The sequence below is a fragment of the Cohnella sp. SGD-V74 genome (assembly GCF_003001675.1).
GTDB lineage: Bacteria > Bacillota > Bacilli > Paenibacillales > Paenibacillaceae > Cohnella.
In genome coordinates this window covers 187,949-210,674 of record NZ_PVYW01000014.1, presented here as the reverse complement: position 1 = coordinate 210,674, position 22,726 = coordinate 187,949, and the positions used below count along the sequence as shown (strand labels likewise).

The 22,726-nt window shown below is 56.9% G+C and carries 12 protein-coding genes and 1 pseudogene; 9 read left to right on the top strand and 4 right to left on the bottom strand.

What is annotated here, in order from left to right:
• Nucleotides 1–92 precede the first annotated feature (92 nt).
• Nucleotides 93–1,807 (top strand): annotated as a pseudogene (locus tag B0G52_RS21365) (ABC transporter ATP-binding protein).
• Nucleotides 1,808–2,080: 273 nt separating this feature from the next.
• On the opposite strand, the gene B0G52_RS21360 reads toward B0G52_RS21365, so the two are convergent.
• Together B0G52_RS21360 and B0G52_RS21355 are read right to left on the bottom strand one after the other, a co-directional pair.
• A complete protein-coding gene (locus B0G52_RS21360; RefSeq protein ID WP_143762608.1) occupies nucleotides 2,081–2,620 on the bottom strand; it encodes a hypothetical protein in 540 nt (179 codons plus the stop codon).
• A 35-nt stretch (nucleotides 2,621–2,655) separates the two neighbouring features.
• Nucleotides 2,656–2,883, bottom strand: a complete 228-nt coding sequence (locus B0G52_RS21355) for a tautomerase family protein (protein ID WP_094047410.1) — start codon at nucleotides 2,881–2,883, stop codon at nucleotides 2,656–2,658.
• Nucleotides 2,884–3,036: 153 nt separating this feature from the next.
• Between B0G52_RS21355 and B0G52_RS21350 the strand changes: the two genes are divergently transcribed.
• A complete protein-coding gene (locus B0G52_RS21350; RefSeq protein WP_233162900.1) occupies nucleotides 3,037–3,375 on the top strand; it encodes a MerR family transcriptional regulator in 339 nt (112 codons plus the stop codon).
• Nucleotides 3,376–3,380: 5 nt separating this feature from the next.
• Nucleotides 3,381–4,754: an RsmF rRNA methyltransferase first C-terminal domain-containing protein gene (locus B0G52_RS21345; RefSeq protein ID WP_094047453.1), complete on the top strand. Its 1,374-nt coding sequence runs from the start codon at nucleotides 3,381–3,383 to the stop codon at nucleotides 4,752–4,754.
• 24 nt (nucleotides 4,755–4,778) lie between these two features.
• Here the strand turns inward: B0G52_RS21345 and B0G52_RS21340 are convergent, their stop codons facing one another.
• Entirely contained in the window at nucleotides 4,779–5,297 is a 519-nt protein-coding gene (locus B0G52_RS21340; RefSeq protein ID WP_094047408.1) for a helix-turn-helix transcriptional regulator, read from the bottom strand.
• A gap of 398 nt (nucleotides 5,298–5,695) precedes the next feature.
• Between B0G52_RS21340 and B0G52_RS21335 the strand changes: the two genes are divergently transcribed.
• The 5 genes from B0G52_RS21335 (at nucleotide 5,696) to B0G52_RS21315 (ending at nucleotide 12,374) form a co-directional block, all read left to right on the top strand.
• Nucleotides 5,696–7,486, top strand: a complete 1,791-nt coding sequence (locus tag B0G52_RS21335; RefSeq protein WP_094047407.1) for a cache domain-containing sensor histidine kinase — start codon at nucleotides 5,696–5,698, stop codon at nucleotides 7,484–7,486.
• Nucleotides 7,487–7,491: 5 nt separating this feature from the next.
• Complete coding sequence (locus B0G52_RS21330; RefSeq protein WP_233162908.1) at nucleotides 7,492–9,057, top strand: AraC family transcriptional regulator; 1,566 nt, start codon at nucleotides 7,492–7,494, stop codon at nucleotides 9,055–9,057.
• 96 nt (nucleotides 9,058–9,153) lie between these two features.
• Nucleotides 9,154–10,497, top strand: coding sequence for an extracellular solute-binding protein (locus tag B0G52_RS21325; RefSeq protein ID WP_094047405.1), 1,344 nt, complete (start codon nucleotides 9,154–9,156; stop codon nucleotides 10,495–10,497).
• A gap of 125 nt (nucleotides 10,498–10,622) precedes the next feature.
• Complete coding sequence (locus B0G52_RS21320; RefSeq protein WP_094047404.1) at nucleotides 10,623–11,498, top strand: carbohydrate ABC transporter permease; 876 nt, start codon at nucleotides 10,623–10,625, stop codon at nucleotides 11,496–11,498.
• A gap of 18 nt (nucleotides 11,499–11,516) precedes the next feature.
• Nucleotides 11,517–12,374, top strand: a complete 858-nt coding sequence (locus B0G52_RS21315) for a carbohydrate ABC transporter permease (protein ID WP_233162906.1) — start codon at nucleotides 11,517–11,519, stop codon at nucleotides 12,372–12,374.
• 66 nt (nucleotides 12,375–12,440) lie between these two features.
• Here B0G52_RS21315 and B0G52_RS21310 read toward each other — a convergent pair whose 3' ends face one another.
• Nucleotides 12,441–13,562 (bottom strand): polysaccharide deacetylase family protein, encoded by a 1,122-nt coding sequence (locus B0G52_RS21310; RefSeq protein ID WP_094047402.1) that lies wholly within the window; start codon nucleotides 13,560–13,562, stop codon nucleotides 12,441–12,443.
• Nucleotides 13,563–13,785: 223 nt separating this feature from the next.
• Here B0G52_RS21310 and B0G52_RS21305 point away from each other — a divergent pair, with 223 nt between their 5' ends.
• Nucleotides 13,786–22,527 carry a cadherin-like beta sandwich domain-containing protein gene (locus B0G52_RS21305; RefSeq protein WP_094047401.1) on the top strand — a complete coding sequence of 2,914 codons (8,742 nt, stop codon included), beginning with the start codon at nucleotides 13,786–13,788 and terminating at the stop codon, nucleotides 22,525–22,527.
• Nucleotides 22,528–22,726 lie beyond the last annotated feature (199 nt).

Genomic DNA, 22,726 nt, shown 5'->3' with positions numbered 1-22,726 from the left:
CCCATGCCCGCTATCATCATTATGATAATGATTATCAATCGCAAATGAATAATCATTATGATCATAGCTTGATTGGGAGGGCACGAAGCTTCATGCTGCGACGTTTTTTTGCTTATTACAGACCTTACAGAAGTCTGTTCATTCTCGATTTCAGTTGCGCCATCTTGGCGGCTCTGCTGGAGCTGGCGTTTCCGATTGCGGTCAACCGGGTGGTGGACGACTTGCTGCCGAGCGGCAACTGGATCTGGATTTTATACGCTTGCCTGGGTTTGCTGGGTGTATACATCGTCAGCTCCGCACTGCACTACGTGGTCACGTATTGGGGACATAAGCTGGGCATCAACATCGAGACGGACATGCGCAAAGCGCTGTTCGACCGGGTGCAGAAGCTGTCGTTCCGCTTCTTCGACAACAACAAGACAGGGCATCTCGTCTCGCGGATGACGAACGACCTGATGGACACGGCGAGATCGCGCACCACGGGCCGGAGGATCTGTTCATCGCGATCATGACGCTGGCCGGCGCGTTCGGCATCATGCTGAGCATCAACTGGCAGCTCGCGGTGCTTACGTTCATCATCGTACCGCTGATGATCTACCTGTCGCTGTACTTCAGCCGCAAAATGTCGGTCGCCTTCGACAAGATGTTCGCGAACATCGCCGACTACAACGCGCGCGTCGAAAACAACGTCAGCGGCATCCGCGTCGTTCAAGCGTTCGCCAACGAGAAGCACGAGATGGCCAAGTTCGCCGACAACAACAACCGCTTCCGCTTGGCGAAGCTGGTCGCTTACCGCATCATGGCTTGGAACTCGTCGCTGAGCTTTATTTTGATGAAAGCCGTATCGCTGTTCGTGCTCGTCTGCGGAACCTGGTTCGTCATTCAGGACCGTATGACCTACGGTGAATTCATCGCGTTCATCATGCTCTCGAACGTCTTCCTCGGGCCGATCCAGCAGATCAACTTGGTCATCGAGACGTATCCGAAAGGGATCGCGGGCTTCAAGCGTTTTCTGGAGCTGCTGGAGACGGAGCCGGACGTGGCCGATGCGCCGGATGCGGTCGAGGTGAAGCATGTCAAGGGAGACCTCGATTTCCAAGGCGTTACGTTCGGATATGAAAACAAGGATAAGGTGCTCGTTAACGTCAATCTCTCGATTCAAGCGGGAGAAACGGTTGCTCTCGTGGGGCCGTCCGGAGCGGGCAAGACGACGCTCTGCTCCTTGCTGCCGAGATTCTATGACGTGGACGCGGGAGTGATTAAAGTCGACGGCATCGATATTCGGGAGATGAAGCTGGAGTCGCTGCGCTCCCACATCGGAATCGTGCAGCAGGACGTCTTCCTGTTCGACGGTTCGATCCGCGAGAACATCGCTTACGGCAAGCTGCACGCGACCGAAGAGGAAATTTGGGATGCGGCGCGGCGCGCTCAGTTGGAGGAGATGATCCGCTCGCAGCCGGAAGGACTCGATACACTGATCGGGGAACGGGGCGTGAAGCTCTCCGGCGGGCAGAAGCAGCGGCTGTCGATCGCGCGGATGATTCTGAAAAATCCGCCGATCCTCATTCTCGACGAAGCGACTTCCGCCCTGGACACCGAGACGGAAGCGGCCATTCAATTGGCGCTGACCGAGCTGTCGCAGGGACGCACGACGCTCGTCATCGCCCACCGGCTGGCGACGATCCGCAGCGCGGATCGCATCGTCGTCGTCTCCGATCAAGGCATCTCCGAGCAAGGTCGGCACGAGGAACTGGTCGAGGCCGGCGGCACCTACAGCAGGCTGCACCGGGCGCAATTCGGCAGTTGATCTTGACGCCGGAAGCGTCGCGGATCGGATAACGCCGCACGAGACGGGGCCATCCCTAGGTTGTCTTTTAGATGACCAAGGGATGGCCTCTCTCTTTTTCGAACAACCTCTCTAGGGCGTGTATGCAAACCCGCTCAGGAGCATCTATCATCCCCTGCTGCGTCACTTTTGCTTGACGTACCCCGGTACGCCTTCACAAAAGTTCCTTGCATGGAACGAAAATTCGGCAACATCTGCTGTCCTCGGAGGTTGCATACACGCCCTAGGGAGTCTTCAACGTTCCTGCAGCCAACCGTCGTGCAGCCATTTCTCCGTCACCCTGCCGTTTACCCAGCGGATGCCCCGTTCGAACGTAACGATGGCCTCGTTCGGTCCTGCGACCACCCAGACGTAGTCGTCATTTTCTTTGTCGCGACATTTTACCTTCATCCCCGATACGATGATGCTTGTCGGCTTGCCGTTCTCGATGATCGCAATTCGTTCGTCATGCCGCTCGATCCACAATACCTCAAGCTGTCTGCTCAAGCCCGGCGCGACCCGGTCGAGGAACCGCCATGCGCATGCGGCGGCCGCATCTTTCTCCGGCAGAGCTCCGTCCGCCAAGCTGCGATCCATCCAAGTGCAGCCGAGTACGCGTCCGTCCCGCTTGCGCGCGACAAAAGAATAATGCTCCCCTCCAAGTCCATTCGAAGCGCCCGAACGCTTCGCATACCGGAAGATCCATACCTCTTCGCCGTTCTGGGAGCCTTCCCGCACGCGGTTCAACACGTAATTGGCCGGCACGTCGAGCAGCTTGAGAGCGACATTCAACATTTCGAGACTGTCCCGATGCCGCGCGGAGAGGGCGCTCATCCTGCCGCTGCCTCGGTAATCCGGCTTTTGTCCAGGAAATCCGGGTCGGAAGCGACGACGCCGGCCTGGCCCCAGTTCGTCACCGACGTTTCGCGGAGAATGACCAGAACTTTGTCCGGAGGAAGGTTGAACAGCTTGACGGTCGCGTCGGTTAACGTCTGAATCCATTGTTTCTTTTGTTCCTCGTTGAAGCCTTCCCAGCAGTCCACGTTAATGATCGGCATTGCTTACCTCTCCTTTGTCTGAAAGAAATTTGCGATCTAGGCACTCGCACAACACTAATTGTAACTAAACTACAATTGTTGTCAATAATATAACAAAAGTTGTAGCTGGAAATCGAGTGTAGTAAAATAAATCGCAAACCTAGGATCGAGACGGTGATAACTTTGAGCGCGAGCGAGGAACTGCAGTATTTGGTCGATTTCGACCTGTTGAGCAAGCTGGTCGTCGGCATCGGGGAAGTGTCGGACATTACGGGCGTGCCGACGCGGCAAATCCGTTACTGGGAGGACAAAGGCATCCTTCAGTCGACCAAGGAGGCGGAAGGGGCAACGAGGAAATACGATTACTTGAGCGTGAAAAAAATACTGCTCATCAAGGAGCTGCTGGACGACGGCTACACGCTGGACGCGGCGGCGAAAAAAGTCGAGGCGCGGATGAAAAACGTGAACGAAGCGTTCATGAAGCTGGCCAAGCCGACGAAAGACGAGGGTTGATCGGAGTGCATTTGCCGCCACTTTTTCTGGATAAAATGAAAGAACTTCTGCATGAGCAATATGAGGCTTTCGTCGCCAGCTACGACGAGGAGAAAGCTCAGGGGCTGCGGGTGAATCCGTTAAAGGTTTCCGCGGAGGAACTTGCCCGAATCGCTCCATTCGCGTTGAACGGAGTGCCCTGGGCGGCCGAAGGCTTCTATTACGGCAAGGAAGATCGGCCGGGCAAGCACCCTTACCATGAGGCGGGGCTGATCTACATTCAGGAGCCAAGCGCGATGGCCGTCGGAGCGCTCGTCGATCCTCGGCCGGGAGAAACGGTGCTCGATTTGTGCGCCGCGCCGGGAGGGAAGACGACGCATCTGGCCGGCCGGATGAACGGGGAGGGGCTGCTCGTCGCCAACGAGCCTCATCCCGCGCGCTCGAAAATACTGTCGCAGAACGTAGAGCGTCTGGGCGTCCGCAACGCGGTCGTGACGAACGAGATGCCGGACAAGCTCGCCGACAGATTTCCCGTGTTCTTCGACCGGATTCTGGTCGACGCCCCGTGCTCGGGCGAAGGCATGTTCCGCAAAGATCCCGACGCTTGCGCGCAGTGGAGCCCCGATCACGTTGCGATGTGCGCGACTCGTCAGCTCGACATTCTGGAGAGCGCCGCGAAGATGCTGAAGCCCGGCGGCAGGCTTGTCTATTCGACATGTACGTTTTCGCCGGAGGAGAACGAAGGAGCGATCAGCCGATTCGTCGAGCTTCATCCGGAATTTACGATCGAGGAGGCGCATACTTACGAAGGGTTCGACCGCGGCCGGGCGGATTGGACGGCGGACGCCGCTCCCGGCATCGGCGAGACGCTGCGGCTGTGGCCGCACCGCATTCGCGGCGAGGGTCACTATGCCGCCGTGCTGAGGAAGACGGACGGGGAAGAGGAGCCTGCGAGACGCAAGTATGCGAAGGGCTTGACCGACCGCAAAGCGTTAAAAGACTACTTCACGTTCGCCGAAGAGACGCTGACAACGACGCCTGCGGGAGAGTTCACCCTGTTCGGGGATCAGCTGTACATTTTGCCGACGGGGATGCTCTCGCTTGATCAATTGAAGGTTGTCCGCCCGGGCTGGCATCTGGGCACGCTCAAGAAAAACCGCTTCGAGCCTTCGCATGCGCTCGCATTGTCGCTTAGGGGAGACGAGGTCCGCAACCGCTTGAGCTTGTCATCCGATGCGCCGCGGATGCTCGCTTACTTGAAGGGAGAAGCGCTGGAAGCTGAAGGGGCGAAGGGCTGGCATCTCGTCGAGGTCGACGGCTATTCGATCGGCTGGGGCAAGCTGGCGGACGGCACGCTCAAAAATCATTTTCCGAAGGGGCTTCGCTGGACCGGGGGGTAAGCGACGGCCCTTTCCTTTTAGGAATCAGGCCGGCGTTCCCTGACATCTTGATCGAAAACAGAGTTTAAGATCCGAGTTTCCGGTTAGTTCTCTTATAGCCTCGGCGATGCTGGAGGAATATCGGATGCTCAACCATTCGTTGGCAAAAGCCGTAGGGCTGTATACGGTGACGGAATTTTCGTTAAATTCGGCCGTAGTTTCCTTAAACCAGGTATCGAAGCTCGGTTTTGACAATTTAGATCGGAAATGCTTCAGCAACTCAGGCCATATACTCGACATTTCGCCGCTGTCTGTCCATTGTTGATCAGCGGGAGCGGCTTGGTCGATCTGACATCGATCCGGGGAGACCAGTTCATTGATCGTTAAGCGGTACAGCTCGCTCAGGATCAGAAAACTCTCGATCCCTGGAAGCGCTTGCCCTCGTTCCCACTTGGATACGGCTTGATGGGATACGTTCAACAGTTTGGCCAACTCCATTTGAGTTTTGCCCGATTTATTGCGCAGCTCCGCCAAATTCCGTCCGATTGCAGAGTAATCCAGCATTCGTTATTCTCCTCTCCGAAAGATAAGACCGATAAATACACTATAGCATGTACAAGAACGAAGGTAATCCGATTAGAAGTTGCAGTAAAGCGGACGGTTGCAACCGACGGTTGAGCAAACCTGCAGACCGCGAGGAATTTGGCCGTTCGCGTCGAATTTACTGAGCTTTGGAATACTGATACAAGTTGAACCCAAGATACGTCGAAAGAGCGTACCCAATGGAATGGAGAAAGGGAGGGTTTTGCCGCGAGTTTTGGCTTTGAGTTGCAAACCTTTGAAGGTCTTATGAATCAGAGCAACTCAAAACAACCTGTCTGAAGCCGGCAAAGCCATCCCTTTCGGAATGCAATGGGCTTCCCGTTTCATTGGTTCAACTATATAGCAGAGGGAGGTGCGGGATGAGACGCTGGTTCGCGAATTCGTTGAAACGCAAATTAACGCTGCTGCTCGTGTTCGCGATCCTGCTTCCGATGCTGATTACCGGCATCGTGTCCTACCGGATCGCCGCTTCCGTGACGGAGGAGAAGGCGAAGCAGTCGGGGATGAACACGCTGAAGCAGATTAAGGACAAGCTCGAATTCGTCATTCAGGACGTGGAGAACATGTCCATTTTCCTGATCGGGGAGAAGGACATACAGCTTTATCTGGACAACAAGACGGAGGACGTTACGCGCTATTCTCTGATTATCGGGACGCTCACCAACCTGGCATTTTCCAAAAAATATATCTCGAACATTACGATCAAGCCGCTCGACGGCAAGCCGGAGCTGTCCAACTCGACCATTCTCGAATCCGGGCTGACTCCGCTGCTGGAGCAGTTCAAGATGGATTACCGGAAAACGTCGAAATGGTGGACGTCCCTCTATACGAACCGGACGAACGAGGGCGTGAAGCAGGTCATCTCGATCGTGCGGCCGATTCGCAATTTCTACAACTTCCGGGAGATCGGATGGATCGCGGTCAGCCTCGACCAGAAGGAGATCGAACGGTTCATCAACGAGGCTGCCTGGGAGAAGAGCGGTTACGTGCTGCTGCTGGACAAGGAGGACAGAATCATCTCCGTCTCCGGCGGCGATCCGTCGTGGCTGTCCAAGCCGATGGCCGAGGTTATGCCGGATATGGAGCCGCTGAACGAAGCCAGCGGGGTGCTGAAGTACGGCGCGGGAAAAGAACAAAAGACGATTTTGTACAATACGATTCCGAATCTGGGCTGGAAGCTGGTCGGCTTCATTCCGACGCAGGTGTACGGGGCGCAGAATGCTTACGTGCTTAACGTCACCGCTTTCGCGACCGGAATCGCGCTCGTGCTCGCCGTCGGGCTTATGCTGCTGTTTGTCCAATGGGTGACCAAGCCTTTGACCGGCCTGACGAAGTACCTGAAGGACGTGAACCCGGACGACCCGATTCCGCTCTATCCGATCCGCAGCACCGACGAGATCGGGCTGCTCGTTCGCAGCTACAACAAGCTCGGCGACAAGATCGACCTGCTTAAAACCCAGGTTCAGAAAAACGAGGCCAAGAAAAAAGAAGCGGACATGCAGGCGCTGCAGGCGCAGATCAATCCGCATTTTCTGTACAATACGCTCTCGTCGATTCAGTGGATCGCGCTCATGAACAAGGACAAGCAGATCGCCGAGATGGTCGGGGCGCTCAGCGATTTTATGAGATTCAGCCTGAACAAGGGCGAGGAATATTGCCACGTTCGCCAGGAGATCGCGCATGCGCAAAACTACGCGTACATTCAGTCGATTCGTTTTCCCGACCAATTCGAGATCGAATTTTTCGTCGACCCGGACATGATGGACTTGCCGATCCTCAAGCTGCTGTTCCAGCCGCTCATCGAGAACAGTCTGATCCACGGCATTCAGAAGAAGAAAGAGAAGGGGCACGTCTTCGTGCACGGCGAATGGAACGGAGACGTCATGAAGTTCGTCGTGGAGGATACGGGAATCGGCATGGACGAAGCGACGCTGCGCGGCATCCGGGCCCGAATGATGACGGACGTCGATACAACCCCCCATGCTGGAGAGGCGGCCAAGCCGAATACGGGGGGCAGCTACGGCCTGCTGAACGTTCACCGGCGTCTCAGGCTGCATTACGGAAGCGGTTCCGGGTTGACGATCGACAGCCAGCCGGGCCGCGGCACGCGAATCTCGTTTCTGATTCCGTTTAAGGAGGGGCAATCGTGAAAATTATGATCGTGGACGACGAAGTCATTATCCGCAACGGCCTGTGTACGGTAATCGACTGGAAGGAGCTCGGGCTGGAGCTTATCCCTCCCGCGGCTTCCGCCGAAGAGGCGCTGGAGCGGATTCCGACCGAGCAGCCGAACATTCTGCTGACCGACATTCGCATGACGGGCATGGACGGCATCGAGCTCGCGAAGGAAGTCAAGGCGATGCTGCCGGATACCGAGGTGATCATTCTCACCGGATTCGACGACTTCTCGTATGCCCAGCAGGCGCTTCGCGGAGGAGTGACCGATTATTTGCTGAAGACGAGCCGTCCGGAGGAAATCATCAAGGCGGCGATGAAGGCCAAGCAGAACATCGTGGAGAAAAGAGAGCTGTTGAAGCAGGAGAGACGGCAGCGCAACGAGCTGAACAAGCAGACGTTGATGAAGCTGTTGAGCGGAGCCATGCCGGGCGCCGGCGCGGCCGAGTTCGAACGCATCCGGGACTGGCTGCGCAAGGAGGAGGGCGGCCGGACCGAGGAAGCGGAAGCGGCGCGCGTCGTTATCGTGTCCGCTTCCGGCTGGGGAGACAAGCGGTTCGAAGGTTTGCTGATCGGCGCCGTGGACAACATGATGAACGAATTGCTGACCTGCATCACGCTGCCGGACAGGGAGCGCCTCGTCGTCGTGCTGCGCGAGGAAGCGGAGGCGGGCGGCGAAGCCGCTGTGACAAGGGCGATGAGGCATGTGGAGAGAATTCTGAAGTGCGAGACGTTCGCTGCGGTCGGCCGCTCGACGGATCGGTACGAACAGTTGCCGGAATCGTACGCGGAGGCGGAACGGATCTATTCGTTCAAAGGGCTGATCGGTAGCAGCGGACTGTTCACCTGCGAGGATCTTAAAGGGAGAGCGGGAGGGAGAACGCTCTGCTCCGAGCAGGAAGAGGCCGAGCTGTCGGCGCTGCTGATGAGCAACGATGCGACCGGGCTGAGGCATTGGACGAACCAGACGGTAAGGGCGCAGGTGGAGGACTCGGCCGCAACCCCGACGACGCTGCAAGCTTATCTCCATTCCGTTGTCCTCGCGGGCTACCGCTGGCTGGAGAGAACGCGTGCCGGAGAGGCGGCTGCCGGCCAGGGTCAGGCTCTGTTCGTGCCCGAGCCCCCCGTCTACGACTGGGGAGGACGTCCGGAGGACGAAGTGTTCAAAAGCTTGTCCGGGGCCATGGCGGCCTACCATCAATCGATGGACCGGACTCGGTTTTCGTATATCCGCAAGGCGATCGACTACATTCGCGAGCATCTCGATCAACCGCTGTCGCTGCAGCAGGTGGCGGGATTCGTGCATTCGAATCCGAACCACTTCAGCGAAGTATTCAAGCGGGAGACAGGGATGACCTATCTGGAATTCGTCACCCAGGAGCGAATGCGCAGAGCCGCCGAAATGCTGCACGGAACGCCGATCAAGGTGGCCGATATCGCCAATCGGGTAGGCTATATGGATATCAAGTATTTTACGCAGCAGTTCAAGAAGCATACGGGCAAAACTCCGTCCGAATACCGGCAATCTCCGAGAGAACCTGAATAATGACCCCCATCGTCCCGAAGTTTATCCCGTTATCCCGATTGCCTTCGCCCTTTATACTGAACGTGTAGCGAGAGACAAACAAGGAGGGCATAACGCATGAAAAAGACATGGTTAACGGCGTTGCTGACCGCAGGCTTGGCAGTATCCCTGGTCGGGTGCGGGGCAGGCGAGAAGAGCAATTCTCCGAAAGAGAGCGGGGCTTCGGCGACGAACGCTTCCGGCGAGAAGGTCAAGCTGTCCATCTGGCATAACTACACGGGCGACGACTTGCGCGCGCAGACGATGCGCGCCACTCTGGAGCAGTTCCAGAAGGACAACCCTAACATTCAATTGGATATTCAGGGCATCCCGCCCGACGGCTACCGCGCTCGCCTTAAGACGGTAGCGGCAGCGAACGAAATGCCGGACCTGTTCGTCATGTGGCCGGGCGTCATGACCAAGGAATTCCACGGCGGGGATCTGCTCCAGCCGATTAACGAATTGATCGACAGCAAGCCGGAATGGAAGGAAGGCTTCCTGCCGAACTCCTTTAACGACTTCACGATCGACGGCAACACGTACGCCGTTCCGATGGCGCTGTCCCCGACGTCGATTCTGTATTACAACAAGAAGCTGTTCGCCGATCAGAACGTGCAGCCTCCGAAAACTTGGGACGACTTGATGAACGTCGTCGATACGTTCAACAAAGCGAAGATCACCCCGATCGCGCTCGGCAACAAAGCGGCATGGCTGGCGCAATCCAGCATTCTCAGCTCCCTGGGCGACCGGGTGACGGGCACAGAATGGTTCCTTAAAGCGGTAGCGGGCGACGGAGCGAAGTTCACCGATCCGGAATTCGTTCAAGCGCTGGCCTATTTGAAGCAGCTGGCCGAAGCCAAAGCGTTCCAAGACGGCTTCAACAGCATCGACAATACGCAGATGGAGCAGATGTTCGCGCAAGGCAAAGCGGCGATGATGATCGACGGAGGCTGGGCGCTGACCAACCTGGCGGCCAACGCTTCTCCGGAAGCTCTGGCGGACATGGGCGCGACGGTGCTTCCTTCGGTACCGAACGGCAAGGGCAGCCCGAACTCTCTGTCCGGCGTCGTCGGAACGGGACTCGGTCTGAGCAAGAACGTGGAAGGCGCTCGCAAGGAAGCCGCGTTTAAGCTGATCTATACGATGGCGAGCCCGGAAGTTCAGAAGAAGACGCTGGAAGGCAACCAACTGGTCAGCTACAAGGTCGATCTGGATAAGTCCAAAGTTTCCCCGATTTTCGCGGAAGTCTACAGCTTGCTGGGTACGGTAACGACGACGCCGGTATACGACGGACGTCTGAGCTCCGCGGTGGCTGACGTCATGAACAACGGTTTGCAAGAGCTGCTCATGGGCGGTTCTCCGGAAGCGATCGCGAAGAAGATTCAGGACGCGCACGACAAAGAACTGGCCATGACTAAGTAAAGAAACGGAACCGCGATTCCAGCTGCCGGGACTTCCCGGCTCTGGAATCGGTTTGTTTAACCGCTCGCGAGCCCGCTGTCCCAAGGCAAGGATGGCGAAGCCGTGCGACTTGCAAGGAGGGAACCATGACAACTTCGGCGCGAATCAAAGGATTTATCCTCATCGGAATTTTACCGGCTCTGCTGATCTATCTGTTTTTCGTCGTCGTTCCGATTTTCTGGTCCGCTTATTACGGATTTTTCGATTGGAAGGGAATCGGGGCTGCCAAATTCATCGGATTCGACAACTATGCGGAAGTCGTTCGGGATCCGATCTTCTGGAAAGGCTTCAAGAACAATATGTTGATCGTCGCTGCGTCCGTGTTCGGCCAAGTGCCGATCGCGATGATTTTGGCGCTGCTGCTGACGCGGTCGAATCTTTTCCAGAAGATGATACGGGCTTCGGTGTTTATGCCGATGGTGCTGTCATCCGTCGTAGTCGGCATTATCTGGAGCTACATCTACCACCCTCAGATCGGAATTCTGAATTTCCTGCTCGATTCGGTCGGGCTGGAGCATCTCAAGAAAGCTTGGCTGTCCGAGCCGAGCATCTCGATGTACATGATCATGATTCCGATTATCTGGAACTATATCGGCCCGTATATGATCATCTTCATCGCGGCTTTGCAGAACATTCCTTCCGAGATCAACGACGCCGCGCAGATTGACGGCGTAGGCTCGACCCGCAAGCTGTTCCAGATCACGCTTCCGATGATCTGGGATACGATCAAGGTCGTCGTCGTCCTCTGTATCTCGGGAAGCTTGAAGGCGTTCGACCTGATCTACGTCATGACCGGCGGCGGGCCGGCGCATACGACGGAGGTACTCGCTTCTTACATGTACAACAGTACCTTTAACGTGTACCGCTTCGGGTACGGCAGCGCGATTTCGACGTCGATTATCATTTTGAGCCTGATCTTGATCCTCGGCAGCCAATATCTCATGAAACGGGATTATCGATAGGAGGCGTTACACATGCAGATGGAGCAGAAGCTTCCCTTTAGTCCGGGACGGGGTTGGGCGAAAATAAGCCGCGGGCTGATCAATATCGGATTGTCGCTGTACGCGATCGTGACGTTGTATCCGTTGTTCTGGCTGTTCACCAGCGCATTCAAGACGAACGAAGAATTCGACTCGCGTCCGTTTTACTTGCCCGAGGTATGGCATTGGGACAACTTGTCGCGAGCATGGAAAGTATCGGCGATGGGAACTTCGCTGATCAACTCGACGATCGTGACGATCGCCTCGCTCGCGCTGACGCTGCTGCTCGGCGCTCTGGCGGCGTACGTGCTGGCGCGTTTTCAGTTCCGGCTGAAGGCTTTCCTTATGGGCCTGTTCTTGCTCGGCATGCTCATTCCGATCCACAGTACGCTTGTGCCGCTGTTCATTATGCTGAAGAAAGTGTCGCTGCTCGACACGTACTGGGCGCTGATCTTGCCGTACACGGCGTTCGAGCTGCCGCTCGCGATCTTCGTAACGGCCGCGTTCCTGACGGTCATTCCGAAGGAGATCGAAGAGGCTGCGCTCATCGACGGCACCGGCTACTGGGGCATCTTCTTCCGGATGATGCTGCCGCTCAGCCTTCCCGCGCTGTCGACGGTAGCGATTCTCGGCTTCTTGCGGTTCTGGAACGACTTCGCGTTCGCGCTGATCTTCATCAGCAAGCCGGCGCTCAAGACGGTTCCGCTCAGCTTGTCGGTGTTCGCCACCGGCTATTCGACCGATTACAAGCTGACGATGGCCGCGATGACGATCGCCGTCATTCCGACGATCGTCGCGTTCCTGATGTTCCAGGAGCAGATCATGAAGGGCATGACCGCCGGAGCGGTCAAAGGGTAAACGAAAAAGGCATGCACATCCGAAGCGATTGCTCCGGGATGCATGCCTTTTATATTGTTCCGACGGCTACAAGCCGACGTCGCGGTTGCGTCTTCGCAGCAGCTTCCATCCGGTCCATGCCCAGAGAAGGCCGACGAGCAGCCAAGCGGCCGAGGAAGCCAGGAACACGTATTTGCGAGCGGCCGGGGACAGGAACGGGGAATACGTGCCGTTAAGGCGCTTCTCCGCCTTCTTCATCAGCTCGATCTGCAGAGCCGGATCGTTATCCGTGCCTCCTGCGTTCAGCCGGTATCCGTTCGTCTGGCCCGCGGCGTTAAGCCCCGCCCTTACGGTGAAGGTGATGTCGATGCCGAGCCGCTTGCAGATGTCGAGCACCGCTTGGGAATGCGCGCCGTACGGGAAGGCGAGCGCGTAATTCGGCTTGCCCAGCTCCCGCTGCAAAACCTCGTTAGCCTGACGCAAATCCTCGGTCACTCGTTCCTCGTACTCGTCCTCGGTTTCCATCCGCTTTTCCTTTTTCAAGTACCTCGGTTTCGCCAGCATCGGCTTCAGCTCTTTGTTGCCGGGGGCGGTCGGAACGTAATGGTGGGAATTGAACGTATGGCTGAAGAAATCGATCCCGCCCTGCGCCATTTCCCGGACCTGATCCCACGTCGCTTTCGGGAAAGCGCCCTTTCGTTCCCCGACTTTGCCGGCGATCAGGAAAGCTGCCGACGGCGCTTCGAATCGCTTCAGCAGCGGATAGGCATGGCTGTACAACGATTCATAGCCGTCGTCGAACGTCAGCAGCACGGCATTGTCGGGCACGGGGGCGGAATGGAGAATGAAATCCCTGTATTCGTTCATCGAAATCCATTTGAAGTTGTTCGCTTTCATGAGCTCGAGCTGCTTCTCGAAAGCGGCCGTGCTGAGCGATTTGCTGTCCTGCGGCTCCGGGCTGACGTCGTGGTACATGAGCACGAGAACGCGGTCTTGGTAGTACACGCCGGACGGCTCCGTCGGCGTCGGTTGCAGTCCGTAATAGGCGGAAGGAGACTTGTCCAGCGCGATCGCCTGCACGAGGGCGGGAACGGCCCGATGCAGCGACGGGAAATACGAATTGTACCAGCGAACCGTCAGCAGGCCGAGCGCTGTCGTTCCGAGTGCCAGGACGAGCGTTAGAATTAGAAATTTGGACTTGATCGTCATCGAAGTACCTCTCGTTTACAAATAAGATGCCCCAAAAACATAGGTCTCCTAATCATACCAGATTCTGTGTGGAGATTCGACAACTCTCTTGGGCACTACGAGGCGTTTATCCTGTTTGTTTATTATTTGTTTATAGGCGATATGTAGAATAAAGTCGAGAGCTATCCGACTTGAGGCATAGGAATATAGTTGGTTCAGTCGAACGAATGGAGGAAGAGCATTGATGCGAAAACAATGGAGTTCGGGATTGGCCAAGCTGTTGGTTATCGCGCTGCTTCTGCAGAGCATCCCTGCGATGCAATGGGGAGGAAGCGCGGCTTATGCGGAGGAACCGGGCGACGGGCCGTTTTTTTCCTATGAGCCGGTCAGCGTTACGCAAAGCACTTATGAACCTAGCGTGACGGACGTCACCTATGGGACCGATCATTTGATCGATTATACTTGGGAACGGACCGGAGGCGTGTATAGTCCAGCTGCAAGAGAAGCGGCGGCCATGGTCTATGATGAGCTTTTCGAAAATGTCGTATTGTTCGGGGGCGAGGGGAACAGCGGCCTGAGGAACGATACTTGGATCTGGACCGGCGGCGACGTCAATTCCTGGGAAGAAGTTGAGCTGTCGACCGTGCCGCCCATCCGAAAGAATGCCGCAATGGCCTTCGATCGCGTCAGCAATAGCGTCATCCTCTTCGGCGGGCAAGGCCAGTCCGGCGTACTCGGCGATACGTGGAAATGGAACGGCAGCGTTTGGACGCAAGTGACCGGACTGTCGCCGTCTCCATCGCCGCGTGGGGGCGCACAGATGGCCTCTGACGGCCAGAATCTGATTCTGTTCGGCGGGTACACGCTTAGCGGTTCGACTAAGGTGCCGAATCGAGAAACCTGGTTGTGGAACGGAACGTCTTGGACGAATGTGACCCCGGCGGATCCGGGCGATTCTCCGCCCGCTGCCTACAACGGCCAGATGAGCTTCAACGGCCAGACTGCCGTTTTGTACGGAGGGATTACGGGAACCAAAACGGAGAGCGGACATACGATTAAAGACAGCTCTCCGGATTTTTGGATGTGGAATACTCAGACGCAAACCTGGAACTCGACGCCCGGCCCGCTGCCTTTCGGCCGCTGGGATCACGCGATGGCGTACGACGGCAAGCGAACCGTTATCTTCAGCGGAGCGCGGGACTATATTCATTCCAACAATGTATTGGTGCCGGAATTAAAGCTGCCATCATCCATGTATCCGTATCCGAGAACAGGCATGGCCTACGGATGGAACAACGGGAAATGGGAGGAATCTCCGCAGTTCGGATCTTCAAACGGCGCTTTTTTGGACGACGTTGGGTATCCGGGTCTGCTTCAGCTTTGGCCGAATATAACGCCTTTTCCGATTACGGGCGCAAGTATGGCGTTCGACGGGTCCAAATTTATCGTTTTCGGCGGTCATCGCGATTCAGTAAGCGTCTATACCATGCATCAATCGCAGACGCCTGATAAACAGCCGGATTTGCATCTTACTGTGCCTGCCGGCCGAATGAACGAAACGTGGGCGTTCGGTTACACGCCGCCGTCCGCTCCGGTTATCGAGATGACCGAGAATCCAATCCCTAACTTCGATCCGGATCATATTAACGATACCGTCAGCGTCATTACGGAAATCAAATCCATTGGCGGTCGTCCTATTTCTTCTCGCGGGGTAGAATACCGGCCTTATACGGATGATGGCAGCGAGGACTGGATATCTGTCCCCTACACGGACACGAATCCGCAAGGAGTCGGTTCCTTCACCGTCAGATTGACCGGTCTCGACTGGCATCTCAAATACGAGGCCAGGGGCTTTGCCGTTAATGAAATAGGCACGAGCTATACCGAGATCAAACCGTTCGAACTGAAGGATGATCCGAATATGCTGCCGCCGGAGGTTCGATTTGATCGCGTCGGTGCGACTTACGTCCATGTGAAGGACAGGAAGCGGATCGTTGCCGTCGGCGAAGGCATGACCAATTTACTGCGCAAGCCGTTGGATCAAATTCATTTTCATCTGAAGAACGGCGCTGCCGAGCATCCGCTGGATTATAATATTTTGAACGGTCGTCAACTGGAGTTGACCTGGGACGAGGATTTGCCGCCGGGAAAATATGACGTCGTGCTTGAACATGATTTCTATAATAAAGAAGATGATAAAGATACGTCCGAAAAATATACGTTCCCGGAAGGACTGCAGCTGCTTGTGACGGACTTCTACAAGCCGCGCGATTTCGCGTGGGTGGAGGTTCCCAGCACGTCCTCGGCTAACGAGCTTGGCGCCCTGAGGCTGCAAGGACCGTTTACGGAAACTCCGGAGGCTCCGAATGTATATCAGCTGAACGATGTTTCCGAGGTCGTTGCGATTAACAATACCGTTATGTTCAAAGGCAGCAGCCTTGTGGTGGACAAGCGGGACCCGGGAGTATCCGTCATTACCGGAGAAGGGCGCCTGTACGTCAATACGGGAGGCCAAGGGGCGAACGCGTCGTATACGTTGTACGACGGAAGCTTCGAACTGACTTCGAACGATTTCTCCATTGCGTTTAACGACGGCAAGGCTGCCGATTATTTGGGCATCGATATGCCTCTTAAACCGACCAAGATTACGTTCAACAAGGACGGCGTGAATTTGGCCGGTTCCCTGGAGCTCGGCTTTATGGTCGGCAGCCAGAAAGTGTCCAAAGCGATTGCCGTCGACGATCTGCAATATCGCTACGGACGGTTCGAGCTGGTCGGCAATTACCCGCTGGACAAGAGCTTTAAGGTCGGTCCAATCGACGTAAGCGACACCTCCTTTGCCATAGACAGCCGTTTTCCTTCGGTTAACGTGAAGGGCAAGGGCAAGCTGCCGGGAACGGACATCGGCTTCGACCTGCGTATGAAGCTGAAGCAAGGCCAACTCGACGAGATCGGCTTTAGCATGTTCAACAAGTCGAATCTGGCCTCCACAGGCTTGCAGGTCGATTACTTGTACGGCACCGTGGACAAGCTGGCCGGCAAGACGCAAATTCCGCAGCGCCTCCCGGTATCCGGTTCGGTGACGGACGTTCTCGTTCCGCAGCAGAAGCATCCGGCGGTGAGCAGCAAGTTTAACCTGCTCGGCACCGACGAGATCGCCGTCAATCTGACGTCTTACGGCTTTGACGCGACGGGAATCGAGTACTACTACTGGCTGCCGGTCAAAAATATGACCTTGCAAGCGGTCGTTAATCCCTCGATTGCGGGGATCAAAGGCTTCTCGAAGCCAGGATTCCTGGCGTCGGGCGACATTAACGCCTTCGATACGATCAAAGGCAAAATTGCGGCGTATTCCTTCAATAAGAAAGGATACGACGGCATTCTGAAAGCGACCGTATACGTGCCAAAGGGTATTCCGCGCATCGGCGGCGCGACGATTCGCGATGTCGCCTTAAGCGTAAACGACAAGCAAATGATCGGGATGATGAAGCACAACGGAATCAACGCGAGAGTGTCGTATACGTTCAGCAACAATACGATTTTGTTCGAGGTCGAGGCCGAACCGCCGAAGAAATCCTGGTGGGAGAAGGGGCTGGATTTCGTCGGCAACCTCTATAACAAAATCGACGATTTCTTCGAGAAAACCGCGCCGCTGGGCGATATTCTCGAGGAATTGATCGGCGCCGAGCCAAGCGAGCTGTCGGCCTTCAGGCTTGCGGCCGGAGACGATTGGGCGATGAGCTTCGACTTTGCCCGGTTCAACGCGGTTGCCGCTCTGCCGACGGTATCCGGCCAGATGCAGAAGGTGTACGAGATGACGCCGGTGAACGGAATCGTGCAGCCGCAGGACGCCGCGGAGCGGAATGTAAAGGCGCGTTTTGCGGACGGTCAGTTGACCTCCGTAGAGCAGGCGCTGCCGATGACCGCGCAGAATGCGGCCGCAGGCCAGACGTCTTCCGCGTTCCGGTCGGACCGCGCCTACGAGGCGTTGATTGTGTTGACGGGAGATCAGCGTTCCGCGTCGTTGAAGGTTGCCGCCGTCAACAATCCGCAAGCTGAAAGCGCGGTGAGGACGGAGACGGTCTACGATGCCGAATCGGATCTTACTTTCATGCGGGTTTCCTTGCATAAAGGTATTTGGAAGCTTACGGCCGGCGCCGACAGCCAGATTCGTATTCATGAGCTGCTGTTCGCGAACCGCTCGCTGACGCTGGAGCAGTTGGCCCAAGTATGGATGCAGACCGCCGAGCGGCTGGTTACATCCTTATTGGTAGAGGAGCGCGGCCTTCATGCGCTGCGGGTGTATGAGGCCCCTGCCGAAATGATTCTCTACAAACCGGATGGCAGACCTTATCATCTGGAAACGTCGACCGGTCAGCCGGGCTGGAACTCCTTTACGGACGTCGACGGCCATCAGCACATTTTGGTGGACGCGGCCGAAACGGGAACATGGCTAATCGTCGCTAATACAAGCCCTCAGGCGCATTTGAGCCGCGTGCCGGCAGATACGACTGCCGATCAGCTCCGGCAATGGGTGCAGGACGCCGCTTACCCGACGGTGTTCGAGCTGGACAATTGGACCAGCGGTCAGGCGATCGTGGAAATTTACGGAGCGGACGAGCATACGAAGCTGTATACGCCTGCAGGCGACCTGTACGCTCTTCAGCCAAATTCGAATTTGAGCGGCATGAATATGATCTACGACGATGCGCAGCGGAAAATGACCGTGTGGATCGACGGGGGCGAGCTGAAAGGCCAGTGGAAGGCGGTCGGCAGCAGCTTTACGAGCATTCTGGCCTATCAACTGAACCGGAAGTTCAAGTCTATCAAGCCGCTGATTAACGAAGGCCGATATTCGAAATATTTTAGTGTGGTAGAAAAAGGAAACTATATGCTGTCCATCAGCGGCGGTAATACCGACACGGTCATTCTGAAGCCGGACGGCACCCGCTATGCGCTGGACTTTACAACGCCGAGCGGCAACGCGTATGTGCAGCCGGCGGCGGACCGGGTGCCGGACGGTTCCTCCGGCGGCGATCCGACGGAGCAGTCGCAGGTCGCAACGCCTTATCCTGCCGAGGACGGCCGTGATATGCTGTACGTCTCGCTGCTGGACGCGCCTGCCGGAAGATGGCTAGTGCAGAACGGCACGCGAACGGAACTGGAAATTCAGAAATTGATTTCTCTGCCCGAGGTGAAAGCATCCGTAGCCAGAGTGGCCGACAATCGCATTCGCGTAACGTGGTCGACGGCAAATGCCGCTCCTAACACGGAAATCGCGTTAATGCTGACCGGCGGCAAGGAAGATTATATCGGAGACGCGCTTGCGGAAGCTTTGCCGGCATCCGGCATGATCTTGATCGATATTCCGGATTCGGTGCTGCCCGGAACCTATTATTTGTCGGCCGCGGCGACAAGCGACGGCGAAGCGCCCGCTTACGGCGTTGCGGAAGAGACGGTGGAGGTCAAATCCTCCTATGCGTTGGCCGCGCCGACGCAGCTTGAGCTGCTATCGACGGGCAATGGCGAAATATCGCTGGGCTTCAAGTCCGTATCCGGCCAGGTGGAGAAATATCGGGTATGGATCGGCGAAGGCGCAGCCAGCCAGCCGGTTAATCCGGCGCTGGAGATCGAGCCGCAGGCGGGTGTAACCCAGCAAGTGGTCATTTCCGGACTGCCGACGAACGCCGACTATACGGTGGCTGTATCGGCAATCGGCCAGTCGGCCGACCGGATCGCGCTTAGCCCGCTATCCGCAAGCGTCGCCGTGACGCTGCCGAATCCGCAGCCGGCCGCGCTTGCCGTATCGTTGGATGCCGGGGGCAGCCTGGATGCGGTCAAAACCCAAACCGTCCAAGCTTATGACGGCAGCGACCGGGTGATATTCTTTACAGCCGCAGAACATGCCCTGCTGAACGTCGAAGCTAATCAGGCGACGGCGGTGACCTTGACAATTGACGGGCAGCAGCTTGGCAGCAGCGCTCAGATTGCGGCGGGCGGCGTCCACTCTTTTGATCTGAATGTGCTGCTGAATGTCGGCGCGCTGGAAGAGCGGGAATACAAACTGTTGGTCGAAGCGGTGAACGAGCGCGGCGACCGCAGCTTCGAAACTCGCAGCCTGTTCGTCGATCGCACGGGGCCGCTGCTGATCGTTTCCGGCAAGGACGATACCGGCGCGCCGATCTCGCTCAACGGTTCGGTGGACAGCGCCGGCAAGCTGCTGCTTGTCGGACAGACGGACATCGGGGCCACGCTGGTCATCAGCGGCACGACCGTGCCTTTGGATGACGAGGGTCGCTTTGTTTACTATGCGCCACTCGATTGGAACGTCAACGCGGATCGGATTCCGATAACGATTGTCGCTTCCGATGCGGCCGGCAACACAACGGAGTACGGCTTTGAGGTGCTGAAGGACAGCGATGGAACGTGGGAAGATTTCCCTGGCGATCTCGCTGCGCTGACGGTGGGGGGCGCGACGTTGGCCGCCGCCTATCAGTTTGGGAAGCTTTCTTATGAAGCGAAAGCCGATTCGAACCGGGTACGCGTCTTCGCGGTTCCGATGGTCGCAACGTCAACGGTAACGATCGACGGGCAGCCCCTTTCGGCTGACGGTTATGTTGAGATAGATGTGCCTGACGCGGGAAAAACGGTGCAAATCCGGGTTCAACCGGCCGGAAACGAGCCGGAGAAGCTCTATTCGCTGCAGATTAGCGGCGGTTCGAGTGTATCTTTGCTCGGCGATCTGACGATAAAATCGCAGACCGGCGAAACGATTGCCGCAGCTCCTTTTGCAGGAACGGAAGAAACCTACGAAGTCTATGTCGATCATACGGTCGAAGGCGTGACATTGACGCCAAGCGCCTTGAAGACCGGATCGACGGTTAAAGTCGACGGCAACACGGTGTCAGGCGGGCAAGCTTCTCCGCTGATCGACCTGCAAACGGGCGAAAACCGCATTGCGCTTACCGTCGTGTCGCCTGACGGCGTGCAATCGCGTGTCTACCAGATTAGCGTCTGGCGAGAAAACAGCGGCGACGCCGAATTGCGTCAGCTTGGCATTCAGACGAATGGTGCAGTGCTGACACCGGGCTTTGCTCCGGAGATTACCGATTACCAAGTGTATGTACCTGGGGCTGCGACGGTCTTTACGCTGCTGCCGGTCGCCCACGAGGACGCAGCCGTTCGCGTTAACGGTCAGCTTCTGACCGGCAGCGCGGCGACGCTTCCTTATGACGGCGACAGCCTGACCGTGCGGATTGGAGTCAGCGCGCAGGATGGAAGCACGCGCGACTATACGCTTCACATTCTGCGTCAGAAGGGCGAGCCTGAAGCGCCGCCGCTACTGTCCGCTCTGGAGGCGAGCGCGCGGATTGACGACAGCTTTTCGCCGTACAAGCTGAGCTATGGCACGAAACAGAAGGTGAGCCAGAGCAGCGTGTCCATTACGGCAACCGCGAACGATCCGCAAGCGACGGTCACCGTGATGGGCAAAACCTTGCAGGGAGGCGGCAGCTTCACGGCAAGCTTGGCGACGGGACAAAATACGATCAACATTCGGGTTGAATCGTCGGATCAGAAAGTTTCGCAGACGTATTCGATCGACGTGACCCGCGTAAGCTCAGGCTCCGGGCCGACGGAGATCGTGCGTCAATCGAAGGTTACCGGCGGAGCGGGCGACTGGATCGTGGAAATTCCGATCGTTCGGACGACCGCGCCGGACGGCAGCGTTATCGATACGGTGAAGCTGGACTCCGACAAGACGAAGGAAGTTCTGGACAGAGCTCGGCAGAGCAAGAACAACGTCGCGCGGATTCTAGTGACCGATCTGCCGGATGATCCGGCAGATGAACGACTGGTCAACTTAAGCGCAGCGGCTTTGTCGCTGCTCTCAGACAGCGGCTTGTCGCTGCAGATCGAGCTTCCCGAGGGCGTCATCGAACTGCGGGCAGATTCGCTGAAGCAGCTTGGAGCTCAGGCGAAAGACGCTTACTTCCGGATCGTTCCGATCGTGAAGGCAAGCGAGCGAAGCGAAGTGGATGGACGCGTGCTGAAAGCGGAATTGGTTCAGCAGGCGGCGGACGGCCAACCGGTCTCGATCGTCGGTCGACCGGTCAAGATCGAAACCAACTTCTCCGGCTACAAGACGGAACTGCTGTTGCGGCTCGACGACGGCTTGAAGCTGCCGACCGACGAAGCGGCGGCAAGACGGATGCTGTCGGGACTGGCGGTATACATCGAGCACAGCGACGGAGAGAAGAAGCTGGCTCGAGGCGAAATCCGCTTTGAGAGCGGCAAAGCCGGCATTGCCTTCGAGGTCGACAAGTTCAGCACGTTCACTACTGTGCGGATAGGCGACAGCGGCGCAACGCAAGAGGAAACGCTGAAGCCGTACCTGTCCGGTTACCCGGACGGCACCTTCCGTCCGTCGCAATCGATCAAACGTGCGGAATTCGCAACGATCCTGCATCGTCTTGGCTTGAAGAGCACAGATTCTTCAGCGGTCGGACAGGTTGCCGATTACAAAGACGTGACGGCCAAGCATTGGGCTTCGGAGGCGATTGCGGCAATGCAACTTGCGGGTCTAATGCGCGGCGACAATCAAGGCCGCTTCCGTCCGGAAGCCGCCGTTACCCGCGCGGAGATGGCTAGCATCGTAGCCAGACTGCTTCCATCGGGAACGACGGGTCAAGCTCGAACCGATGTTCCGGAAGACTTACGGGGACACTGGGCGGCAGGCGCGATCACTCAAGCGCTGCAAGCCGGCATTCTGCAAGGCTATCCGGATGGAACGTTCCGTCCGGATCGTACCCTGACTCGCGCGGAAGCGGTACGGGTGCTGAATCAGCTGCTCGCGAGACCGACGCCTGACGTCTCGAAGTCCTCTTGGCCGGACGTCCCGGCGAAGCATTGGGCGATCCGAGATATCGAGTCGGCGTCCGGCACTGTAATGATGTCGTCCGACGGCAGCGTTCAAATCTTTAAATAAAGACAGCTTGAAAGTCCGTGAGCCCATTTGGGTTCACGGGCTTTTTTTATCCGCCGCCCTCACAGACTCGCCAATAAGCCCTTCGCGCAGCAGACTTGCCGAATAAACCCGCGCGGCGGGCTTATCTCATGAGGGGATAATGGTCTGTGGAGCTGTTAAGGACACAATCGCGAGGTAGCGGTTAATTCTTTGTGTTAGA

Excerpts from the sequence above, each read along its gene's own strand:
- B0G52_RS21305 (WP_094047401.1), top strand. The coding sequence starts at position 13,786 with ATGCGAAAACAATGGAGTTCGGGATTGGCCAAGCTGTTGGTTATCGCG.
- B0G52_RS21335 (WP_094047407.1), top strand. The coding sequence starts at position 5,696 with ATGAGACGCTGGTTCGCGAATTCGTTGAAACGCAAATTAACGCTGCTG.
- B0G52_RS21355 (WP_094047410.1), bottom strand. The coding sequence starts at position 2,883 with ATGCCGATCATTAACGTGGACTGCTGGGAAGGCTTCAACGAGGAACAA.
- B0G52_RS21325 (WP_094047405.1), top strand. The coding sequence starts at position 9,154 with ATGAAAAAGACATGGTTAACGGCGTTGCTGACCGCAGGCTTGGCAGTA.
- B0G52_RS21320 (WP_094047404.1), top strand. The coding sequence starts at position 10,623 with ATGACAACTTCGGCGCGAATCAAAGGATTTATCCTCATCGGAATTTTA.
- B0G52_RS21310 (WP_094047402.1), bottom strand. The coding sequence starts at position 13,562 with ATGACGATCAAGTCCAAATTTCTAATTCTAACGCTCGTCCTGGCACTC.
- B0G52_RS21315 (WP_233162906.1), top strand. The coding sequence starts at position 11,517 with ATGGAGCAGAAGCTTCCCTTTAGTCCGGGACGGGGTTGGGCGAAAATA.
- B0G52_RS21360 (WP_143762608.1), bottom strand. The coding sequence starts at position 2,620 with ATGTTGAATGTCGCTCTCAAGCTGCTCGACGTGCCGGCCAATTACGTG.
- B0G52_RS21340 (WP_094047408.1), bottom strand. The coding sequence starts at position 5,297 with ATGCTGGATTACTCTGCAATCGGACGGAATTTGGCGGAGCTGCGCAAT.
- B0G52_RS21330 (WP_233162908.1), top strand. The coding sequence starts at position 7,492 with ATGATCGTGGACGACGAAGTCATTATCCGCAACGGCCTGTGTACGGTA.